We start from the raw sequence: 591 nt of genomic DNA on the forward strand, positions 1-591 counted from the left end.
GTCCCAGCCCGCGCCCCGGATCCGCCGCCTGCCCGGCGGGGCACCGCGGTGCATTGAAACGGCTCCGCTTGCGCCGTCAATGCGTTTCTCCGCCTTGTCCCGCGGGCGCGCCGCAGCGCGCCGAGCGTGGCGGTGCCGCTCTTGCGGAACACTTGCGGAACGTTTAACCTGTTCGTGATTTGTTTCGGAGACCGTCACGTGGCGGTCCGCCAAGCCGCGAGTCCCCCGTCGATGCTCACGCGCAAGCAGCTGGACCTCCTGCGATTCATCCAGAGCCGGATGCAGGAATGCGGCGTCCCGCCGTCGTTCGACGAGATGAAGGATGCCCTCGACCTCAAATCGAAATCCGGCATCCACCGGCTGATCACGGCGCTGGAGGAGCGCGGCTTTCTCCGGCGCCTGCCGAATCGGGCGCGCGCCATCGAGGTGATCCGCATCCCCGAGAGCCTGACGCAGGCCGCGCCGGCGCCCCAGACCCCCGCCGAGCCGCGCCGCTTCACGCCGGGCGTGGTCGAGGGCGGCAAGTCCAAGCAGCCGCCGGCCCCGGCGAGCACGCGGATGATCGACGAGTCCGGCCGGGCCATCTCGATC

At 70.4% G+C, this 591-nt stretch carries 1 protein-coding gene; it reads left to right on the forward strand.

Annotated features, from left to right (window positions below; translation table 11 throughout):
- Positions 1-231: 231 nt before the first annotated feature.
- Positions 232-591, forward strand: a 360-nt coding sequence (locus ACU8YC_RS25730) for a LexA family protein (protein WP_446896069.1), incomplete at its 3' end; no start/stop codon positions are given.

The organism is Citrobacter sp. VF227, from assembly GCF_052950715.1.